At 60.0% G+C, this 20055-nt stretch carries 16 protein-coding genes and 1 pseudogene; 12 read left to right on the top strand and 5 right to left on the bottom strand.

The window, feature by feature from the left end:
• Nucleotides 1-13 precede the first annotated feature (13 nt).
• Both D3791_RS06995 and D3791_RS06990 read right to left on the bottom strand, forming a co-directional pair.
• The gene (locus D3791_RS06995; RefSeq protein ID WP_172511724.1) at nt 14-1402 is read right to left on the bottom strand and encodes a flavin reductase family protein; all 1389 of its coding nucleotides are present in this window, start codon (nt 1400-1402) and stop codon (nt 14-16) included.
• Entirely contained in the window at nt 1399-2703 is a 1305-nt protein-coding gene (locus D3791_RS06990) for an aromatic ring-hydroxylating oxygenase subunit alpha (protein ID WP_022875796.1), read from the bottom strand. The genes D3791_RS06995 and D3791_RS06990 overlap by 4 nt, the downstream gene beginning before the upstream one ends.
• A 157-nt stretch (nt 2704-2860) precedes the next feature.
• Here D3791_RS06990 and D3791_RS06985 point away from each other — a divergent pair, with 157 nt between their 5' ends.
• The 3 genes from D3791_RS06985 to D3791_RS06975 all read left to right on the top strand — a co-directional run bounded on the left by D3791_RS06985 (nt 2861) and on the right by D3791_RS06975 (nt 7221).
• Nucleotides 2861-3796, top strand: a complete 936-nt coding sequence (locus D3791_RS06985) for a LysR family transcriptional regulator (RefSeq protein ID WP_172511723.1) — start codon at nt 2861-2863, stop codon at nt 3794-3796.
• Between the two features lie 129 nt (nt 3797-3925).
• Entirely contained in the window at nt 3926-5140 is a 1215-nt protein-coding gene (gene fdhA, locus D3791_RS06980; protein ID WP_022875794.1) for a formaldehyde dehydrogenase, glutathione-independent, read from the top strand.
• A gap of 239 nt (nt 5141-5379) precedes the next feature.
• Entirely contained in the window at nt 5380-7221 is a 1842-nt protein-coding gene (locus D3791_RS06975; RefSeq protein ID WP_172511722.1) for a BCCT family transporter, read from the top strand.
• A 34-nt stretch (nt 7222-7255) separates the two neighbouring features.
• Here the strand turns inward: D3791_RS06975 and D3791_RS06970 are convergent, their stop codons facing one another.
• Entirely contained in the window at nt 7256-7918 is a 663-nt protein-coding gene (locus D3791_RS06970; protein ID WP_172511721.1) for a GntR family transcriptional regulator, read from the bottom strand.
• A gap of 416 nt (nt 7919-8334) precedes the next feature.
• On the opposite strand from D3791_RS06970, the gene purU reads away from it, so the two are divergent.
• The 4 genes from purU to D3791_RS06950 all read left to right on the top strand — a co-directional run bounded on the left by purU (nt 8335) and on the right by D3791_RS06950 (nt 11375).
• Nucleotides 8335-9207, top strand: coding sequence for a formyltetrahydrofolate deformylase (gene purU / locus D3791_RS06965; protein WP_172511720.1), 873 nt, complete (start codon nt 8335-8337; stop codon nt 9205-9207).
• Between the two features lie 248 nt (nt 9208-9455).
• On the top strand, nt 9456-10532 hold the full coding sequence (locus D3791_RS06960; protein WP_425483153.1) for a M14 family zinc carboxypeptidase: 1077 nt from the start codon (nt 9456-9458) through the stop codon (nt 10530-10532).
• A 250-nt stretch (nt 10533-10782) separates the two neighbouring features.
• Entirely contained in the window at nt 10783-11067 is a 285-nt protein-coding gene (locus D3791_RS06955; protein ID WP_028268657.1) for a ribbon-helix-helix domain-containing protein, read from the top strand.
• Nucleotides 11064-11375 carry a type II toxin-antitoxin system RelE/ParE family toxin gene (locus D3791_RS06950; protein WP_172511719.1) on the top strand — a complete coding sequence of 104 codons (312 nt, stop codon included), beginning with the start codon at nt 11064-11066 and terminating at the stop codon, nt 11373-11375. Before D3791_RS06955 ends, D3791_RS06950 begins: the two co-directional genes overlap by 4 nt.
• Nucleotides 11376-11572: 197 nt before the next feature.
• Here the strand turns inward: D3791_RS06950 and D3791_RS06945 are convergent, their stop codons facing one another.
• Both D3791_RS06945 and D3791_RS06940 read right to left on the bottom strand, forming a co-directional pair.
• Nucleotides 11573-11818, bottom strand: coding sequence for a hypothetical protein (locus D3791_RS06945; RefSeq protein WP_172511718.1), 246 nt, complete (start codon nt 11816-11818; stop codon nt 11573-11575).
• The gene (locus D3791_RS06940) at nt 11758-12678 is read right to left on the bottom strand and encodes an MFS transporter (protein ID WP_281350624.1); all 921 of its coding nucleotides are present in this window, start codon (nt 12676-12678) and stop codon (nt 11758-11760) included. The genes D3791_RS06945 and D3791_RS06940 overlap by 61 nt, the downstream gene beginning before the upstream one ends.
• A gap of 336 nt (nt 12679-13014) precedes the next feature.
• Between D3791_RS06940 and D3791_RS06935 the strand changes: the two genes are divergently transcribed.
• The 5 genes and pseudogenes from D3791_RS06935 (at nt 13015) to D3791_RS06915 (ending at nt 19968) form a co-directional block, all read left to right on the top strand.
• Nucleotides 13015-13488, top strand: coding sequence for a hypothetical protein (locus D3791_RS06935; RefSeq protein WP_022875785.1), 474 nt, complete (start codon nt 13015-13017; stop codon nt 13486-13488).
• A 190-nt stretch (nt 13489-13678) separates the two neighbouring features.
• Complete coding sequence (locus tag D3791_RS06930; protein WP_172511716.1) at nt 13679-15556, top strand: glycerophosphoryl diester phosphodiesterase membrane domain-containing protein; 1878 nt, start codon at nt 13679-13681, stop codon at nt 15554-15556.
• A gap of 396 nt (nt 15557-15952) precedes the next feature.
• Nucleotides 15953-17261: pseudogene (locus D3791_RS06925) on the top strand (ISL3 family transposase).
• A 320-nt stretch (nt 17262-17581) separates the two neighbouring features.
• Nucleotides 17582-18925 (top strand): hemolysin family protein, encoded by a 1344-nt coding sequence (locus tag D3791_RS06920; RefSeq protein ID WP_172512923.1) that lies wholly within the window; start codon nt 17582-17584, stop codon nt 18923-18925.
• A complete protein-coding gene (locus D3791_RS06915; protein ID WP_172511715.1) occupies nt 18925-19968 on the top strand; it encodes a hemolysin family protein in 1044 nt (347 codons plus the stop codon). Before D3791_RS06920 ends, D3791_RS06915 begins: the two co-directional genes overlap by 1 nt.
• Nucleotides 19969-20055 lie beyond the last annotated feature (87 nt).

Here is a 20055-nt window from a genome sequence, read left to right as displayed (position 1 = left end):
TGGGGGGCGACGGCTAGGCGTCGATGACCAGATCTGATTGGGCGGTGGAACAGCAGGGCAGGAATTTCCCGGCCGTGATTTCACGGGCGCGGATGCCGCCCTGGTGGTTCATATTCACTTCGCCGGAAAGCTTGACGACCTTGCACGAGCCGCACATTCCTTCCTGGCAGTTGGCGGCGATGCGCACTCCGGCCTGTTTGGCCGCGCCCAGGATCTTGTCCTCGGGGTTGATCTTGACGTTGATCCCGGTGCGCACAAAGCTCATGGTGATGCTGCCTTCACCCACGGTCTGGTAACCGGAGGTATCCGGCGGCAGCTGCTCGCCGGCCGGTTCGGGCGGCGGGATCGGAGCATCGGCGGGTACCGCGATCAGCTCCTGGCCCACGGCCTCGATGGTGCCGGTTTCGTCGTACTCCGGTTCGTACATGCCCAATTCTGGCGGCTGGCTCTCGTAGAACTCCTCCACCGACTCGGCCACTTCCTCGGCGATGGACTCGGCGAGCACGATTTCCTGCTGGTATTCCAGCAGGGTCTTGCGGTCGCCCGAGAAGAACTCCATGAATACCGAGGTATCATCCACGCCGACCTGGCGCAGCAGCTCGGTGGCGGAGTTCAGGTAGCCTTCCGGCCCGCAGGCGAAGACCTTGCGGCCGTTGGCATCCGGGGCGACATCGTCGATCATCTGCGCCGAGAGCCGGCCGGTGTAGCCCTTCCAGCTCTTGGGCTTCTCGCGGTCGCCCAGCGAGTAGAACACCTTGATCCGGGTATCGACCTTGGAGATGTATTCCAGTTCCTGCCAGAAGGGGAAGTCCCCGGGCACGGTGCCGTGGCAGAGCACGATCACATCGGCCTGGCCCGGCAGGGAATGGATGGTGCGCACCATGGACATGATCGGGGTGACTCCGGCGCCGGCGGCCAAGAACAGGTAGCGGGCACGGCGGTCCGAGTCGCCTAGGTGGAAGGCGCCGACCGGTCCGAGCATATCCAGCACCATGCCCGGGCGCAGGTTCTCATGCGCCCAGTTGGATACCAGGCCCTTGGGATCGCGCTTGATGCTGACGTTGAAGGTCCACGGCACGGTTGGAGCCGAGGAGATCGAGTAGCTGCGGTCCACCGTCTCTTCGCCTTCGCCGTAGACCGGGAAGGCGATGTTCAGGTACTGCCCGGCGCGGAAGGCCAGGGGCGCTCCGTCGAGGCGGCGGAAGACGAAGGTCATCAGCCCGCCGGCTTCCTCGATGTTCTGCACGCACTCGGCCAAGAATTCCTGCGGGTGCCATGGGCCCAGAGCCTTGGCGGCGTTCGCCGGCTGCTCGGTGCTGCGCAGCACCCGATTCCATGGCATTTCCAGTCCGCGGATGCGCTGCGCGGTGGAGGTGCCTACGACGGTTGTGCCTTTGTTCATGCCAGGTGCTCCAGCACGCGCTGGGTGTACCAGTTGATGAAGGCCTCGACCTGGTATTCGCTCTTCATGTACGGGCCCTGCTGGTAGGCGGGGCTGCCGGCGCCGGTTTGGCACAGCTCGACAAAGGCCTTGTCCTGCAGGTTGGTCTGCTTCCAGGTGTAGGTCAGCTTTTCCAGATCGTAGTCCTGGCCTTCCACCGCGTCATCGGCCACCAGCCAGGTGGTGCGCACCAGGGTCTGGTGCTCGTTGATCGGGTAGGCGGCGAAGGTGATCACATGGTCGGACTGGAAGTGGAACCAGGAGTTGGGCTGCAGGTGCATGGAGCAGCGGCCCAGGCGGAAGTCGCGCAGATCGCCGAGCAGCTTCTTGGAAAGGCGCCGGCCGTCGGCGGAGAAGGATTCGCCGTCGCCGTCCAGGGATTCGCGGGAGATGCGGATGCCGGCGATGCGGGTATCCAGCTCCTCGACGACCTCGTAGGGCAGTGAGTAGCGGCGGCAGCGTTCTTCCAGTGCCGACTGCGCGTTCTTGTTGCGCTCCCAGACCTCTTCGAGGTGCGGCGGGACCAGCTCGTCGGTCAGGCCCCAGGTGGGGAACAGCGAGCAGGCCAGTTCCGGGTGGCCGTCGCAGTGGTAGCACTCGCGGTTGTTCTCCATCACGAGCTTCCAGTTGCCTTCTTCGATGATGTCCTGCTGGTAGGCGACCTTGGCGCTGCCAAGGTCATGCGGGGCCAGGTATGGCTCGAAGATCTTCGAGACCTCGTCGAAGTCGGTGGGTGGCTCGGCGGCGATGGAGACGAAGATCAGCCCGGCGACAATCCGGCCGTGGGCGCGCTTGAGGGCGAAGCAGTTCTTGTCGAAGTCGATTTCGCCTGGCGATGAGGCGTGGATCAAATCGCCTTCGGGCGAGTAGGTCCAGGAGTGGTAGCCGCAGACCAGGTTGCCGGTGCTGCCCGAATTTTCGGTCAGCACCCGGGCGCCGCGGTGGCGGCAGACGTTGTGCAGGACGTTGACTCCGCCGTCGTCGTTGCGCAGGACGATCAGCGAGTGCGGCCCGTAGTCCAAGGTGACGTAGTCGCCTGGCTCTGGAACTTCGGCCACGCTGGCGGCGAAGAGCCAGTGGGTGCCGAAGATGGCTTCCATCTCCACCTTGAAGATGGATGGGTCGGTGTAGAACGGTGCTTCCAGGGAGTAGCCCTTGCGCCGGTTCTGGAAAAGTTCGGTAATCTCGGCGAGCTGTTGGTCCTGAACTGTCGAAGAGAGTTTGCCGCGTGTGCTCCGCGCGGCACTTACCGAAGCAGTCATCTGTTACTCCTAGAAACACAGCGCCGAGGCGCTTTTTGAGATGTGGTTAGGCGGTGAACTGGATCACCAGGATGATCAACCGCATGCATCGAGACTAGGAAGAATTAGTGTCCATGAAAAGCGCAAGATTTTGGATGTAATCGTGCAGAATAATTGCATGATCGATCCACGCATCAGCACCCTCAGGGTCTTCTCTTCCACCGGCAATGTAGCGCGAACCGCGGAACTGACCGGCTATTCACCTTCGGCGGTCTCGGCACAGCTGCGCGAACTGCAACGCACCCTCGGTATCGAGCTGCTGGTCAAGGACGGACGCGGGGTGCGGCTGACCGCCACCGGCCGGCATTTTGTGGCGGGGCTGGACTCGATTGTGACGCAGTGGGAGCTGCTGATGGCCTCCTCCCGCACTGCCTCCGGGCAGCTGCAGTCGAGCTTCGGCCTGGGCGGTTTTTCCACCGCCGCGGCCGAGCTGCTCGCCCCGCTGGCCGCGAAGCTGCGCACCAGCCGGCCGGAGATGGAAGTGCGCCTGGTCGAGGCCCAGCCCCAGCGCTGCCTGGACCTGCTGCTCTCCGAGCGCATCGACCTGGCGGTGATCGTGGCCAGCCAGTCGCAGACCGGCACCCTGGTGCAGGCCCGCTTCGAGCAGACGGTGCTGCTTGATGATCCGCTGGATGTGGTGCTGCCGGCCGACCATCGCCTGGCGATGAACAAGTCGGTGTCCCTGGAGCAGCTGGCCGAGGACCCGTGGATCACCGAATCCGAGCAGTCGGTGTACCGTGCGCTGTTTGTCGCCGCCTTCACCTCGCTGGGCGTGACCCCGCATATCGCCCACGAGGCAGTGGAATGGGAAACCATGATCGCCTTCATCGGCGCCGGGCTCGGGGTCGGGCTGCTGCCGCGGCTGGCCACCTTGGGCAATGTGGACAATGTGGTGCGCCGCCGCATCACCGGCGTGGCCAAGCCTTCACGCCGCATTGTCGCGGTGACCCGCAAGGGCTCGCTGGGTTCTCCGATGATCGAGGAATCCTTGAAAATCTTGCAGGACACCGCCAAGGGGATTATTTCCCAGCGCGCCGCCGAAGAACTGGACTGATAGATCCGCCAGGCCTGCCGACATCTTCGGTTGATTACCCGCCCGGGCTATTGACATGGCTCACACTCATGGGGAGACTTTCCTACATCCGATTAGTATCCAACTGATATTTCATGCGAAAGGTCTGGCATGGGCAACTTAGCAGTGAGTTATGCAGGAGCGGGCAAGGTCGAATTGATCGACACCCCGTACCCGGAGTTCGAATTGAAAGACGGCCCGGGAGTCCACCCGGCCAACATCGGACGCCAAGTCCACCACGGCGTGATCCTCAAGACCATCGCCACCAACATCTGCGGCTCCGACCAGCACATGGTCCGCGGCCGCACCACCGCACCCGAAGGCCTGGTCCTCGGCCACGAAATCACCGGCGAAGTCGTGGAAGTCGGCCGTGACGTCGAATTCCTCAAGGTCGGCGACGTGGTCTCGGTGCCCTTCAACATCTCCTGCGGCCGCTGCCGCAACTGCAAGACCGGCCAGACCGGCATCTGCCTGAACGTGAACCCGGACCGTCCGGGCTCCGCCTACGGCTACGTTGACATGGGCGGCTGGGTTGGCGGCCAGGCCGAATACGTCCTGGTTCCCTACGCCGACTGGAATGCGCTGAAATTCCCGGACCGCGACCAGGCCATGGAAAAGATCCTCGACCTGACCATGCTCTCTGACATCTTCCCGACCGGCTACCACGGTGCCATCGGTGCCGGGGTGACCGTCGGTTCCACCGTTTATGTGGCAGGTGCCGGACCGGTGGGCATCGCCGCCGCCACCTCGGCGCAGCTGCTGGGCGCCGCAGTGGTCATCGTCGGCGACCTGAACGAGGACCGCTTGGCCCAGGCTCGCGCCATGGGCTGCGAAACCGTCAACGTTGCGCTGGGTGATCCTGCCGAGCAGATCGAGCAGATCCTCGGCGTTCCAGAGGTCGACTGCGCCATTGACGCAGTGGGCTTCGAGGCCCGCGGCCACGGCCACGGCGCAGCCACCGAACAGCCTGCCACCGTGCTGAACTCCATCATGGAGATCACCCGCGCCGGTGGCAGCCTGGGCATCCCGGGTCTGTACGTCACCGGAGACCCGGGCGCAGTCGACGAAGCCGCCAAGGTCGGTTCGCTGTCCATGCGCTTCGGCCTGGGTTGGGCCAAGTCCCACACCTTCGTCACCGGCCAGTGCCCGGTGATGAAGTACCACCGCGGCCTGATGAATGCGATCTTGAACGACAAGGTTTCGATCGCAAAGAACGTGAACGCCACGGCGATCTCGCTGCAGGACGCTCCGAAGGGCTACGCCGAGTTCGACAGCGGAGTAGCAAAGAAGTTCGTGCTGGACCCGCACGGTCTGATCGGCGCCTGAGCACGCGCCCACTAAGCCTGCAGCAGGTTGCGGGGCCACGGCAGCGAAGCCTTGGCCCCGCAGCAACTGCGGCAAGCCCGCCAACGGAGCCGGTTGCCTGCCATTTCTAGCCCGGGCTAGGGTCCTTGACCCTCCCGACTCCCTGCATCATGAGGATTTTCATGATCTAGCCACCGGCAGCACGCCGAGGACCACACCCAACCGGCGTCTGCCTATTCCCCCTCACTGAAGGAAAAGCTATGAAGAGCACCGAGCAACCCGTCAAAGATCTCGTCAGCGAGCTGCATTCGGCACGAAGACGAAGGCCGCGACGGTATCTGAACAGCGGCACCGACTATTGGGTGTTTGGTATCGCTGGAATCCTGACCCTCGCCTTCATCATCTGGGGCTTCGCTTCCCCCGAAGGATTGGGGTCCGTCGCATCCACCGCCCTGGACTGGGTCATCACCAATACCGGCTGGGTCTTCGTGATCGCGGCAACGGTATTCACCATCTTCGTCCTCGTGGTGGCCGCCCGGAACTTTGGGCGCATCCCGCTGGGCAAGGACGACGAAAAACCGCAATTCAGCACGGTCTCATGGATCTCCATGATGTTCGCCACCGGCATGGGCATCGGCCTGGTGTTCTACGGGGTGGGCGAACCGCTGTACTTCTACATGGTTCCGCCACCGGAAACCGTCGGCGGGCAGACTTCGGCCGCCGTGGGAACCGCCATGGGCACCACGCTCTTCCACTGGACCCTGTTCCCCTGGGCCATGTACGCCATCGTCGGTTTGGGCATGGCCTACGGCAGCTTCCGGCTGGGCCGCCCGCAGCTGTTCTCCTCGATGTTCTCTTCGATCTTCGGCGAACGGGCAGTGAACGGCTGGGGCGGAAAGGCCATCAACATCCTAGCCATCTTGGCCACCCTCTTCGGCTCGGCCTGTTCGCTGGGCCTGGGCGCGCTGCAGATCGGCGGCGGCATCCAGTCCGCAGGGATCATGTCCTCGGTCGGTTCCGGGGTGCTGGTGCTGATCATCGCCATCCTCACCGCGCTGTTCGTCGCCTCGGCCGTCTCCGGTATCGAGCGCGGCATCCAGTGGCTGTCGAATATCAACATGGTCCTGGCCGTGGCGCTGGCCCTGGTAGTCTTCATCGGTGGCCCGACGCTGTTCATCCTGAACGTGATCCCGAATGCGGTCGGTTCCTTCATCGCGGACCTGCCGCAGATGGCATCGCGCACCGCCTCCTCGGGTGACGGGGACATGGCCAGCTGGCTGTCCTCGTGGACCATCTTCTACTGGGCATGGTGGGTTTCATGGACCCCATTCGTGGGCCTGTTCATCGCACGCATTTCCCGTGGCCGCACCATCCGCCAGTTCGTCACCGGCGTGCTGCTGGTTCCCTCGGCCGTCACCCTGCTGTGGTTCGCGATCTTCGGTGGCGGAGCCATCGGCATCCAGGAACGCGCCGAACGCGGCGGTAATATGGGCGAAGCGCTGACCAAGATGGTGGACGGCGCGCCGGATATCAACTTCGACTCCATTCTGTTCACCCTGTTGGGCAGCCTGAACCTGCCGGGCTGGATCGCCACGGCGCTGATGGTCCTGACCGTGGTGCTGATTGCGATCTTCTTCGTCACCGGCGCCGACTCGGCCTCCATCGTGATGGGCGCACTGAGCGAACGAGGTGCCGAGGAGCCCACCAAGAAGTCGGTGATCTTCTGGGGCGTCTCGGTGGGCGCAGTGGCCGCGGTGATGCTGCTGGCCGGCGGTGATCACCCGGCCGAAGCGCTCAATGGCCTGAAGAACATCACGATTGTTTCGGCCCTGCCGTTTGTGCTCGTGATGTTGCTGCTCTGCGTGGCCATTTGGAAGGACTTGAGCCATGACCCGCTGGTGCTGCGTGAAAAGGTAGCCCAGGAGGTCCTGGAACAGGCCGTGGATGAAGGCATTGACCGCCACGCCGGCGAGCACTTCAGCCTGATGACCTCGGAGCAGCCGATTGTGCAGGTGGCGGGCAGCGAGCCCGTGATCCTGCCGGCTTCCGAAGCGGCGTCCGAGCCTGATACGGATCTGGAACCGGAAGGTGCCGGCAAGTAATAAGGACTGTTAGCAGCGCCCTTTGGCCTTCGGGCTAAGGGGCGCTGCGCAGCGTCTGCTCGAAGTGAGTGACGTGCTTGGTCACGAGCTCGGCGGCCAGATCTGCGTCGCCATCCAGGATCGCGCGCAACATGGCCGAATGCTCCTTGATGTGTTCGGCAATCGGCGGCATCTGATCGATGACCAGGCACCAGATACGCGTCACCAAGTTGTCCAGGCGCACCAGGGTCTCCTCCAGGTGCTTATTGCCAGCGGCCTTGTAGATCAGCCGGTGCATCTGGATATCCAGCAGCAGCAGGGAACGCTGGTCCAGGGCGGGATCCAGTTCATCGATCCGCTCCAGATAGCTGGCCAGCTGGGCGCGGATCTCGGGGTCCTTGTTGGCCGCGGCATTGCGGGCGGCCAGAGGTTCAAGGACCTGGCGTATTTCTGAGATGTAGTTCAGTTCATGGAAGTCCACTGCGGTGGCGAAGGTGCCGCGGCGAGGGTAGGAGACCACCAGGTGGTCGGTTTCCAGGCGCTTGAGGGCTTCGCGCATCGGGGTGCGTCCTACACCGAGTTCCTCGGCCAGCTGCGGTTCGTGGATCGGGTGGGTTGGAGCGATTTCCAGCAGCATCAAGCGGTCACGAAGGGCCGAGTAGGCTCGGTCAGCCATGGAGCCTTGTTCCGAAATGGTGCTTGAGAAGTCCGTGGGCATGAAAAATCGCTTTCTTCACTGTTCAAATCTCACTTGCAATAGTGACAGGGTATCGCTTGAGAGCGTATTGGGTGATTGTGCCCCGCGATGTCGGCGCATTCTGGTGCAGATTTGCGCCGAAATGCAGGGTGCGGGAAGAACTTAAAAATCTCCTTTGAAATCTTGTTGACGCTGTGCTGGCACACACATAGTATTGTGATCAGCTATTGATATATCAGACTCTTGATCGGGATTTCAGGCTCACTGAAAGCAGGGGATCACAAGGGTCTTCGGGTGGCAAGCAGCAGCGGAGCAAGTACTCACTGGATGACAGCTTGCGACCCGACGATCACACCACGCCACCATATTTGTTCTCAATGACCACCACGAGCCATGGCGAAGCTAGCGCTAACTCGGCGAATGCAAGGAGCGGCACGATGACCGAACCGAACAACAAATACGTCCTGACATACACCTGTGCCGAACGCCCAGGCATCGTGCATGCAGTCACCGGTTTGCTGCTCAAGCACCACGGTGACATCCGCGAACTCAAGCAGCACGACGACCAGCGTTCACGCACCTACTTCCTGCGTATCGAATTCGAAATCTCGGCCAGCGATGACAACGCCGCGGAAATGGCCGAGCTCGAATCCAACCTCAAGGGCCTGGGTGAAGAGCACGAGGCCAAGTGGGGCCTGCGCCCAGCCGGCCAGAAGAAGCGCGTGCTGATCATGGTCTCCAAGTTCGGCCATTGCCTGCACGACCTGCTCTTCCGCTCCCGCATCGGCGAACTGCCGGTGGAGATCGCTGCGGTGGTCTCCAACCACCCGGATCATCGCCAGCAGGTCGAGTGGAACGGCATTCCGTTCTTCCATGTACCAGTCACCGCAGCGACCAAGCCCGAGGCCGAAGACAAGCTGATGGAACTGGTGGACCGCTTCGACGTGGACCTGGTGGTGCTCGCCCGCTACATGCAGATCCTCTCCGATGACCTCACCCGCAAGCTCAGCGGACGAGCCATCAACATCCACCACTCCTTCCTTCCGTCCTTCAAGGGCGCCAAGCCGTACCACCAGGCATTCGAACGCGGCGTGAAGACCGTGGGCGCCACCGCGCACTACGTGAACAGCGAGCTGGATGAGGGCCCGATCATCACCCAGCGCGTCCAGGAAGTCGACCACAGCTACGAGCCGGAACACCTGGTTGCCGCAGGCCGCGACACCGAATGCAAGGCCCTGTCCGACGCGGTGCGCTGGCACTGCGAAGACCGTGTCTTCCTCGACGGTTCGCGCACCGTGGTGCTGCGCTAACTCAGTCGAATACGCCGAAAGCCAGTTGCGGATTCTTCATGCCGCAACTGGCTTTCGGCGTTTAGTAATATCCTGTTTTCCCTTGCGAGGCGCATTTTCTTCGGTAAGGATAAGTGTCAGCACCAAGTGCGATGGGCGTCACATTGACGCGTTGATATCCCTGATTGAGTGCCGGATCGAACGCCTCGATCCGGGGATATCGATCCTTTCATCACCCGTCACTGTCGAGGAAGAACGAAGGAAGAATCATGCCAGCAAGTTCGCCACTGTTCCTAACCCAAACGATGAAGAAGGGCGCCTGCATCATCGCCGGTTCAGCATTGATGCTCGGCCTCGGGATGGCCCCGGCGCAAGCCGTCGGAGGGGGACCGAACAACAATGAAAACGGAACGACCAACACCTCGATCCTGCACACCTATGATTCGATGGTCGCCGAACTGACGACCCAGGACGCCAAGCAGTCGGCGTTGGATCTCGAGGTCATCGGCCAGTCGGTCAAGGGCCGCGACCTGTATCTGGCCAAGTACATCTCGGACCCGAGCAACCCGACCATCCTGTTCCTGACCCAGCAGCATGGCAACGAACAGCTGACCACCGAGGGAACCCTCGAAGTGATCAAGCACCTCGGAAGCGGCCGGATGAAGGACGTACTCAAGGACATCAACATCCTGGTGGTGCCAATGCTCAACCCGGATGGCGCCATGGGAGATGTGAACTTCTCCCTTGATGACTACATCGCCTCCGGGGATCGCCATCTCACCCGTTACAACGCCAACAACGTGGACATCAACCGTGATCACGTTGCCAAGACCCAGCCCGAAATCCAAGCCCTGCACAACAATGTGCTCTCTGCCTTCAATATCGATTACATGATTGATTTGCACCATCAGGGAACCCGTTCGGCCATCAATGGCGAGCTGGTCTCGGGATCGATTCTCTACCCAACGACTACCGACGTGTCGGAAGAAGTGCGTGAAGGGTCCAAGCGACTGGGCTCCATCGTCTATCAGAACGTGGACTCCACCGGCTGGGGCCGCCTGGGCAAGTACGTCGGGGGCACCGCAAACACCATTGCCCGCAATGGCATCGCCGCCGAATACGGCATCTCGACCCTGCTCTTTGAAATGCGCGGAATGAGCGACCACTACAACGAAGACTACGTCCTAGGACAGAAGTCCAATGGGTATCTGCGCCAGCAGACCATTCTGACGTTGGAATCCACCATCAAGGCCGTGGCTGATGGTTCGGTGGAAACCGCAGATACGTCCTTCTGGGACACTTTGCCAGAGCAATCGACGTTGCTTGGCGAAGAAGCCGACGAATAGATCCATGAGCTGGGAGGCGGGCCAGTTCAAAAGTGGCCTGACTTCCAACTATTCCTCCAGGTCAGCGTGCGACACGGGCTGATTGAATTTGACTCGCTGGATCAATCAGAGGCCCAAGCGAGAATCGTTTGTTGCCTTGGAAGATGTACTCAACCAGACAGCGTTGCTCACTTTGCACATTTTGCTACCCGCATCTATTGGCCAGCGATTCGCAAGAGTAGGATTGAATCCTACTGGAGGTAGAAGCATTATGCGCACAACTAAACAGCTGAGCATTACGTTGCCTGAAGAAATGGCGAAAGAGCTTAAGAGCCGGGTCGCTTCCGGGGCTTACGCGAGTGAAAGTGAAGTCATCCGCGATGGACTTCGAGCGTTGTTTGCAAGAGACAACGCAGTTGAAGCTTGGCTGCGGGAGGAAGTTGCAGCTTCGTACGACGAGCTTCGAAATGACCCTTCTCAAGGAATTAGTGCGGTGGATGTGCGAGCTCATTTAGCGCAAGTTCACCGTGAACGACTGGCAGCGAATGAATCGTGACCTACGAGGTTGTTTATTCTCCTAGCGCCGCACAGCATCTGGCTGACCTGTATTCCTGGATCACAGAAAAGTCGGGTTATGCGATGAGAGCAGAGGCTTTCGTTTCGGAAATCATGGATTTCTGTGAAGACTTGCCGCAGTATCCTCTGCGCGGGGTTTCACGTGACGATATTCGTCCCGGACTTCGAACACTTGGTTTTCGCCGCAGGGTGATCGTCGCATTTGCCGTGTTGCCTAGCCGTATTGAAATTCATGGCATATTTTACGGTGGACGTGACCACGAAGTTCTGCTTCGGGAAGAAAAGTGACTCCCGGTCCCTTTCGTGTGGGTCTTGCCAGTTGAGGTCCAATAATGAAGATGTTAAGTAGTCGGTGAAAACCAAACGCTAACGGCGGGCCATATAAGGCCCGCCATTAGCGTTTTTCAGTGGTCAGATGCACGTGATTTCAGGCGATTTACCCGTCGATTCACATCTGGTGACTATCGCGAATCACGTCGCAGCTCCTACAAGTGCGCCGGAACTTCGCTGCGATTGCCCTCGGCGCTTTCGGCCGGACGCCGTACGAATGAAGCGATCACGATGCCCGCAACAGAAATGACAGCGGCAATGATGAACGCGGTATGCATGCCAGCAACCATCGCCTGCGGTGCAGGAGTTCCGGCTGCCATCTCGGTCGCGCTCAATGCGCTCAGCGTGGAGACGAAGACCGCGGTGCCAATGGCGCCGGCAACCTGCTGAAGCGTGCCCATTGCAGCCGAGCCATGCTGGTGGGCAGCTCAGACATGGCGGTGGAGAACAGTGGGGTGTAGGTCATCGCCAAACCGATATTCAAGGTGACGTGAATGAGCAGCAGAACCCACCATGGCCACTGGACCGTCAAGAGCGACAGTGCGGCAATGGCAAGGGTGATCAGGATGGTGCCTGGAATTGCCAGAGGCTTGGGGCCGAACCGGTCGTAGATACGTCCGATAATTGGCGAGGACAGGCCCATGGCCAGGCCGCCGGGAAGCAACAACAGCCCGCTTTGCAGCACGCTCATTCCCAGAACGCTCTGCATGCAGGTAGGCAAGAGGATCAATGATCCAAAGAGCACCATGGCGCTAATGCCCAGGGCGATAACGGACAGCGTGAAGACCGGGGTCTTGAATGTTCGCAGATCCAGCAATGCCAGATCCTTGCGCTGCAGCCTGACCTGACGAAGGATGAACACTGCCAGAGCGAGCACGCCGACTGCCAGCGGAATGATGACACCCGCGCCCACCGAGCCGCCGGATTCACCGATATGGCTCAGCCCAAAGACGATTCCGCCGAACGCCAGGGCGGAGAGAACAACAGAGAATACGTCCACCGGAGTGGCAACCGGTTCGGTCACGTTCTTCATCCACAGCGCGCCGAGGATCAAGGCTGCCAACGCCAGCAGCAACATCACGAAGAACAGGAAACGCCAAGAGAACTGGCTCAGGATGAGGCCTGCGATGGTGGGGCCAATAGCGGGAGCTACCGCGATCACCACGGTGATGCTGCCCATGCGCCGGCCACGCGCCCGGACCGCTGGTAGCCGCCGCTCAAGAGGGATACAAGGACAGCCCGCTCTCGGTTCCCTGCACAACCAACATAGAAACGACCAACGACTTGCTGGCCGCCGCGCAAAAGAACGGCCATGCTCGGGCTTCGGTGACAGGCAATGACTTGTTCAACGTCGTCGCATCCACTGCTTGGCTCAGAAGCAATTGCGGAGTGGCTGATGTCCCGGTGGAATCGATGCGAGACATCTTGACCAATGGATACAACGAGTCCTGATTCCGCGCACTGATCCATCAAGAATTCCACCCAGGGTCGGAGGCGAGTTGGCAGGAAGTCGTCCTTGGTCGGCAGGACACAGCCCTGAGCGAGGCCCTAGTCTGGATAGTGGATTAAACCGCATGACTTTTCTTGAAGGATTTTAATGAGCCGCTTCTCGTCCTCGGACCCCTCGCGAAACATTGCCCGAATCTCTGCGAGCACCGCAATGCTGGCACTGGGAGTAGGCGTTGCCGGCTGCGGTGCAGTGGAGTCCTACGATAAAGCTGTTTCTGACGCATGGGCTGTGACCTATGAGGTCTCTGTAACCGGAACCACCGATGACAGCCTGCACGATGTGTCTTACCTCGAAGCCGAAAAACGCGGCGAGGATTCGACCCCGGTGACTGAAGAATCCGTAAATACAACGGAAGCCACAGGCAAGAACAAAAACAAGGTCTGGTCTGTAGAGAGCATGGTCACCGCTGAGAAGGATGCCTCAGTTGCCGCGACACCTGATAAGGATGGCACCGCGACCTGCCGCGTTCTGTTGGATGGTGTGAAGGAGATTGCCTCCGAAACCGGTGCTCCGGGTGAACGCGTCCAGTGCGATGTCACCACCCCGGCGTTCAAGAAGTAGGGCAATCTTTCCTGGCTGCGGCCGCAGCCAAACCAGCGGCCAGTAGTCGGCGTTCAGCAAACGCCGATATTTTGCCGAGCATTCTGAGACCTCCTCCACAGCCGATAAAGAGCTGCAGCGATAGAATGGTAGCTAGTCTTCTTTAGCAATACACGCAACAGGAACGGGATTTACAGCGGTGGGCAGTGGAATGGGTGTTGGTTCAACCGGCCAAGATCATTCTGCTCAAATCCATGCTGATTCCAGCCAAGGCGCCCCGAAGTTCACCGAAATACCAGAGTTCCTTCGCCGTATCTGGCGTCTTAGCCACGCACGCGTATTCCGGTATCTTCTCGTCATCAGCGTCATCCAGCTGGTGAACGGCTTAGGCGTATTGCCCGCCATTCGGTACCTTTTCGGCCTGGCTCTTGAAACCAGCCACCTTGAAAACGTCACCGACCGGACGTACACCGTGCTTTTGAGCCAGCCCATTTCTGTGCTGTTGCTTCTGGCCATCGCCGTTCTGGCCTTGGCTGCCGTGAGCCTCCAGTTTGTCGCACTGATTGTGATGGTCAATCGGCAGCAGTCGGGCCGACCGCCAAACCTTGGTGAGATGTTTGCCGACACCCTGACTTGCCTGGGCAGGTTGCTCAGCTATCCGTCACCGTTGCTGATGGTCTATTTCTTCCTCGCCCTGCCGCTAGGCGGGCTGGGACTCTCTTCGGTGCTGATCCAGGGTGTGGGAATTCCTCCTTTTGTCACCCGTGAGTATCTGAAGGTTCCGCTCAGTACCGCCATCTACGTATTGATGATCGGCTCCATCCTTTGGGTGAATCTTCGACTGATCCTGACATTGCCAATGTTGGTTGTCGGCGAGAAGAAGCCTTTGTCAGCGCTGGGCGGTAGCTTGCGTGCTACGCATAAGAACTTCTTCAGATACCTGGTACTGGTGGGGCTGCCGCTGGGCGTCGCAGCGCTGTCCGCCTCAGCGCTGGTTGGAGTCCTGGTGTGGATTTCGGACCTTGCCACCAGCCTGATGACGGAACAAAGCTCGGGGGTAATTGCCAGTCTGTGCATTGGGTTGGGCCACACACTGGGCTTCATGATCATCGGTGCTGCAACGGTTGTTGCACTCCAGATACTGGTCGCCCTGACCCGAGACCGCCTTGGTCTTACTTCGGTATTTGAAGTCCGGACCAAGGAGCATCGAACGGTTCAGGCGCGTGCCGCTCGCGCTTCGGCAGGAACAGTGGCCTTCGGGCTCGCCGTGGCAGTGAGCTTCTATGCACTGCCGGCTTCGGGGCAAACCGTTTCCGGCGCGGAAGACACCCAGATTCTCGCGCACCGCGGTTACTCGGCCGGTGGCGTTGAAAATACCCTCGGCGCACTAGACGCTGCCGCGGAGCATCACGCGGATTATGTTGAGGCAGATTTCCAGGAAACCAAGGATGGCCACTTCGTTGCCAGCCATGACACCAACTTGCTCATGGTGTCCGGGGTCAACAAGAACATCTATGAGATGACCTTGGAACAAGTGCGACATGTGACAGTGCGCGAAGGCGGGTTCACCGATCGGATTCCCACCATGCAGGAGTATCTGGAACATGCTGACGAACTGGGGATCCCCGTTCTGGTCGAGCTCAAGGTCACCGGCCACGAATCCAAGGGGTATCTGGATCGATTCCTTGAAGACATTGATGCCACGGGGACAACGACCAAGAACATTTACCATTCGTTGAGTCCGACGGCAGTAAATGAAATCAAGCGCGAGCGTCCCGAGCTCCGCGTTGGCCTGACTGTCGCAATGAGCGTGGGCAAGCTGCCACGAGTGAACTGCGATTTCTACACGTTGGAACAGGCATCTTTCCGCCCCGAGCTATTGGAGCAGGCTCACGAACAAGGCCAAGACGTCTATGTCTGGACTGTTAATGACGAGTCCACCATCCGTGAATTGCTGAGCATGCCGGTGGATGGAATCGTGACCGACCAGGTCGAAATGGCGATCAGCGATCGACAGATGGTGGCCAACAATCCAGCGTCCGAATATCGCGTTGGATACTCATTGGCTTACTTGGATCTCTTCCGCTAAAGGTAAGAGCGCTCTGTATTTCCTATGGAGGCGCACCAGCTCAGGCATAGGGCTCTAGAGCTTATTAACATTTCGAGTCCTGCCTCCGGAATGTTCATGGGTACGCGTCTATTTTCAAAGAATGAACGAGGGAAAACGAACTCAACCTTGCCCGTGTGGTATCAATAGTGGGATCATCGGATCATGCCATCAATAGACGGCATGATCGAAAAAATGCGGCGTTCTCCAAGAACTATCCGCTTTTCGGAGTTGGTCAAAGTGGCTCTTCAGAAATAAGAGTGTAACGACCTAAACCCAACACCCCGGATCCCGGGCATGCCGTTAATGCACTAAAAAGTCGAGGTCTCCCAGAAAAATGGAAGTTACCACACTACCCATTTTCGAAAGACCTCGGCGTTGCTCAATTCTACCTTCACCGCACCCGACCTCACGACATTCACCGGCCTGAACGAGCTGGGCTTGACCGCGGCCGGTCAGCATTTGAGTAAAACGAAAGCCGAAATCGTCTGTCACGTCACCAACCCTGACCCGTGGTGCCGCACCTGCGGTGCACCGGGTGTTCCCCGCGATACCGTGATCCGCAGGATCGCCCACCAACCCTTCGGCTGGCGGCCCACCGTCCTGGTCATCAAGCATCGCCGCTACCGATGTGCCTATTGCCGACGAGTGTGGCTTGAAGACCTCAGCAGCGCAGTGGCGCCACGGCAGAAAATCAGCAGAACCGGGCTGCACTGGGCGTTGGTCGGTTTGGTCTGCCAGCACCTGTCGGTGTCGCGGATCGCCGAAGGTCTAGGAGTCAATTGGAATACCGCTAATGAGGCGGTATTGGCCGAAGGTCAACGCCTGCTCATTGATGACCCCACCCGCTTTGACGGGGTCAAAGTCCTTGGTGTGGATGAGCATGTCTGGCGGCATACTCGCACCGGCGACAAATACGTGACGGTCATTGTGGATCTCACTGCCGAGCGTGATGGCACCGGTACCGCACGGCTGCTGGACATGATCCCTTAGAAGATCTAAAGCTGTATTCAAAACCTGGTTGGGCGAACAAGATGATTGGTGGAAGCAAAGCATTGAAGTGGTCGCGATGGATGGTTTCACCGGCTTCAAAACCGCTGCCGTCGAGGAACTGCCCCACGCGGTGGAAGTGTTGGATCCTTTTCATGTGGTCAAGCTCGGTTCCGAAGCGTTGGATACGACGCGGCAACGAGTTCAGCGTGAGCAGTACGGGCGGCGTGGGCGCAAGGAAGACCTTTTGTATCAGTGCCGGCGCACTCTGACCACGGGGCTGAGTTTGGCTACGGAGAAGCAGAGAACCTAGCTTGAAGGCCTGTTCAAGGTCCCGGAGCATGAACCGGTGCAGCTGGTGTGGAGTGTGTATCAGAGGATGGTGGATGCTTATCGGCAGCCCAAGCCTGAGGTTGGGCGGTGGGCGTTGGAGCAACTGATCAGCGAGATCGGTAGGAAGGTTCCGAAGGGGTTGCCGGAGTTGAAAAAGCTCGGCGGTACCCTGAGTAGGAGGAAGACGGATATTCTCGCGTATTTTGATCATATTGGCAGTTCCAACGGACCTACCGAAGCGTTGAATGGTCGTTTGGAGCATTTGCGGGGTATCGCGTTGGGGTTCAGGAATTTGGTGCACTATATCGCACGGTCATTGTTGGAGGCCGGTGGTTTCAGGCCCGGTTTACACTCTGAATTGTGAAGAGCCGGCAATGCCCTCATGTTTGGAGAAGATGGTTGATGGTCACGTGATTGACTAAGCCGCCGACATCTTCATGGAGGCTTCCAGCTGGCTCTTCTATGAAATTGCTGTGCAGAAGTGGGGAATCCGGCAAACAGATGTACGGTTCAAGCAAATTGCCCTGCCGCGTGCCGGATAATGGTGAGAACACATCAGGCCACAGGAAGATACTGTGGCCGGAAGGGAATGATGGACGCTTCAGGCGACAGTAGATCTCATAGTTCCAGCCCTCTGCCCGGCAGGATTACCGCACAGGCTTCGAAGGACAGGGGGTGCAAATAATGGAATGGATCTCGCTGCTCATAGCAATGCTCCTCATTCTCGGATGCGGTTTGTTCGTAGCCGCTGAATTCTCCCTGATCACGGTCAATCGAAACCGGGTGAAGCAAGCCACCGAGGCCGGCGACCGCCGCGCCTCGGGTGTCCTGAAGGGCATGGAAACCTTGTCCACCCAGCTTTCGGGTGCGCAGCTGGGGATCACCCTCACCAACTTGGGCATCGGCTTTTTGGCCGAGCCCGCCATCGCGGCCCTTGTCGTAGGGCCGCTACAGGACCTCGGACTCAACGAGGCGCTGGCCAGGTCGGCCTCCATAGCCCTCGCGCTGGTGCTGGCCACCGTCTTGACCATGGTGTTCGGCGAGCTGGTGCCCAAGAACCTGGCCATTGCCAAGCCCTTCGAGACGGCCAAGGCCGTGGTGGGATTCCAGCGCGGCTTCAGCACCGTGACCAAGCCATTCCTGGCGTTCTTCAATGGCAACGCGAACTGGATTGTCCGCCGTTTCGGCATCGAGCCTCAGGAGGAATTGGCCTCCACCCGTTCTGCCGAGGAGCTCGTGGCGCTGGTGGGGCACTCGGCCCGCGAAGGTGTCTTACCTTCGGAAACCGCGGAGATGCTTCGCCGGACCGTGGCTTTCGGCAACCGCCGCGGCCACGACGTGATGACAGCCCGTTCCCGGATGGTCACCGTGGGCGCTGAGCAAACGGTGCACGAGGTGCTCCAGCTGGCGGCGCGCACCGGGCACTCCCGATTCCCGCTGGCCGGCGAGAGCGGACACCGGATTCTAGGGCTCGTGCATATCCGTGCCCTGCTCGCTGTCCCCTATGAAGAACGCCAGCAGACGCCGGTGGGCGGCTTTGCCGAAGAAGCCCGGCTGGTCCCTGACACCATCGAGCTTGATGACCTGATGGACCAGCTGCGCAGCGACGGGTTGCAGATGGCAGTGCTGATTGACGAGACCGGCGACGTTGCTGGCATGCTGACCTTGGAGGATCTCGTGGAAGAAATCGTCGGTGAAGTGCGCGACGAGCATGACCCTGAAGATTTCACCGTGCAGGTGCTTTCGGAAGATACCTGGCGGCTTGACGCGGCACTTCGCCCGGACGAGGCCAATGAACTGCTGGGCTGCCGCATCCCGCACGACGCGGACTACGAGACCCTCGCAGGATTGCTCACGGTTCAGCTAGGCAGATTCGGCGAGGTGGGCGATGTCGTTGACCTAGTTGTGCCCGGCGAGCCAGGCAGTGGGCCCAAGGAGCTGCAGTTCACTATTCACGCCATGGATGAGCAGCGGATCGCCACCATTGACGTGAAGGTCAGCGAGCAGGTAGAAGGGGAGGCGAAGTGATGAGCGATCTTCTCGGAATTCTTGTCACGATCCTGTTGCTTGCTGCGAACTTCTACTTTGTCGGCGCCGAATTCGCGCTGATCTCGGCACGCCGGAGCATTATCGAGCCCAAGGCCATCGAAGGCAGCCGCAGCGCGAAGATGACCCTCTGGGCCATTGAAAACGTTTCTCTGGTCATGGCCGGGGCGCAGCTGGGCATCACTGTGTGTTCGTTGGCGCTGGGCTATGTCACCAAGCCGCTGGTGAAGTACGCGGTGGCCGGGCCTTTCGAGGCCATTGGCATCCCGGCGGGCATGATCGACGCGCTGTCCTACGCGATCGCGCTGATCGCAGTGACTTACCTGCACGTGGTGCTCGCGGAGATGGTGCCGAAGAACATGGCCCTTGCTGGCCCGGAACGCATGGCGCTGATCCTGGGGCCGAGCATGGTTATTCTGGTGAAGGTCCTGCGTCCGGTGTTGTGGCTGATGAACGCAATGGGCAACGTGGTGTTGCGCATCTTCAAGGTGGCCCCCAAGAACGAAGTGGCCAGCACCTTCACGCGTGACGAGGTTTCTTCCATGGTCGCCGAATCCCGCGAAGGAGGCGTCTTGGACGAGCACGACGAGCAGCTGTTGATGGGCGCGCTACACTTTGATGCCCGGCGCATCGATTCGGTGGCCATCAGTTTCGAAGAAGTCCAGACGCTTCCTGTGGATTGCACCGTGGAGGACGTCGAAATGGCTGCCGCTGATGGCTTCTCGCGATTCCCGCTGGTACAACCCGACGGAACTGCTATAGGGTATGTCCACGTCAAAGACGTCTTGGGTGCAGACGCGCACGCTCGCCTGCAACCGCTGCCAGGTAGCTTGATCCGAGACTTGCCCTCATTCAGTGGCAAGCAAAGCGTGCGCGCGGCGCTGCAGGAGATGCAGCTCTCCGGCGCGCACCTGGCGCTGGTGCGCGATGCCGAGGGAGAACAAGTGACCGGCATGGTGACCTTGGAGGATATGCTTGCCGAGCTAGTGGGGCAGATCAGGAACGAGCACCGCAGTACCCCATAGCGGTGGAGCATCGGCTAACGGCCAGGGCGGGGCGGCGCAGCCACCCACCGTGGCCGTTGCTGTGCTGTCATCGGGAACTGGCGAATG

Source organism: Glutamicibacter mishrai (genome assembly GCF_012221945.1).
Taxonomy (GTDB): Bacteria; Actinomycetota; Actinomycetes; order Actinomycetales; family Micrococcaceae; genus Glutamicibacter; species Glutamicibacter mishrai.
Note: the sequence above shows the minus strand (reverse complement) of the source record. Positions and strands in the feature narration are given on the sequence as shown.

Excerpts from the sequence above, each read along its gene's own strand:
- D3791_RS06995 (WP_172511724.1), bottom strand. The coding sequence starts at position 1,402 with ATGAACAAAGGCACAACCGTCGTAGGCACCTCCACCGCGCAGCGCATC.
- D3791_RS06990 (WP_022875796.1), bottom strand. The coding sequence starts at position 2,703 with ATGACTGCTTCGGTAAGTGCCGCGCGGAGCACACGCGGCAAACTCTCT.
- D3791_RS06985 (WP_172511723.1), top strand. The coding sequence starts at position 2,861 with ATGATCGATCCACGCATCAGCACCCTCAGGGTCTTCTCTTCCACCGGC.
- fdhA (WP_022875794.1), top strand. The coding sequence starts at position 3,926 with ATGGGCAACTTAGCAGTGAGTTATGCAGGAGCGGGCAAGGTCGAATTG.
- D3791_RS06975 (WP_172511722.1), top strand. The coding sequence starts at position 5,380 with ATGAAGAGCACCGAGCAACCCGTCAAAGATCTCGTCAGCGAGCTGCAT.
- D3791_RS06970 (WP_172511721.1), bottom strand. The coding sequence starts at position 7,918 with ATGCCCACGGACTTCTCAAGCACCATTTCGGAACAAGGCTCCATGGCT.
- purU (WP_172511720.1), top strand. The coding sequence starts at position 8,335 with ATGACCGAACCGAACAACAAATACGTCCTGACATACACCTGTGCCGAA.
- D3791_RS06960 (WP_425483153.1), top strand. The coding sequence starts at position 9,456 with ATGCCAGCAAGTTCGCCACTGTTCCTAACCCAAACGATGAAGAAGGGC.
- D3791_RS06955 (WP_028268657.1), top strand. The coding sequence starts at position 10,783 with ATGCGCACAACTAAACAGCTGAGCATTACGTTGCCTGAAGAAATGGCG.
- D3791_RS06945 (WP_172511718.1), bottom strand. The coding sequence starts at position 11,818 with ATGGGCACGCTTCAGCAGGTTGCCGGCGCCATTGGCACCGCGGTCTTC.
- D3791_RS06935 (WP_022875785.1), top strand. The coding sequence starts at position 13,015 with ATGAGCCGCTTCTCGTCCTCGGACCCCTCGCGAAACATTGCCCGAATC.
- D3791_RS06930 (WP_172511716.1), top strand. The coding sequence starts at position 13,679 with ATGGGTGTTGGTTCAACCGGCCAAGATCATTCTGCTCAAATCCATGCT.
- D3791_RS06920 (WP_172512923.1), top strand. The coding sequence starts at position 17,582 with ATGGAATGGATCTCGCTGCTCATAGCAATGCTCCTCATTCTCGGATGC.
- D3791_RS06915 (WP_172511715.1), top strand. The coding sequence starts at position 18,925 with ATGAGCGATCTTCTCGGAATTCTTGTCACGATCCTGTTGCTTGCTGCG.